At 43.5% G+C, this 354-nt stretch carries 1 protein-coding gene; it reads right to left on the reverse strand.

Translation table 11 applies throughout. The features are described from left to right. Positions 1-354 (reverse strand): transposase (locus tag A142_RS15560; protein WP_019827086.1); only part of this gene is annotated, 354 nt, incomplete at both ends.

Consider the following 354-nt stretch of genomic DNA (forward strand, 5'->3'; position numbering starts at 1 on the left):
ACGACTTCGTAAAGTGACGTGACTTTGCAGTTGAGTCTGTTTAATTTCACCATAACCCTCTTCAATCTCCCAGCGTTGCCAATAGACTCGCAGCAGGCTTTCTAGTGAGTATTTGCTAGGGTCTGTAAGTGAAGTAATAAAACCTTTTATCTCACCTTTTGGCTCTTGATATAGGACCAATCTGGCTTCCCAACGTGCGGGTAAATTCGGATTCTGCTGTTGAGCTTGAGGAGAGATAGGCATTGAAATGAGCATGTCGTTTTCCGCATATTTCTCCAACACTTCATAGCGTAGTTTACGTTTTGCAGGCATTAACCAGTGAGTATTTTCCGCACTCTCTTGCCACGACAACAA

Source organism: Vibrio splendidus 12E03 (genome assembly GCF_000272105.2).
Taxonomy (GTDB): Bacteria; Pseudomonadota; Gammaproteobacteria; order Enterobacterales; family Vibrionaceae; genus Vibrio; species Vibrio splendidus_I.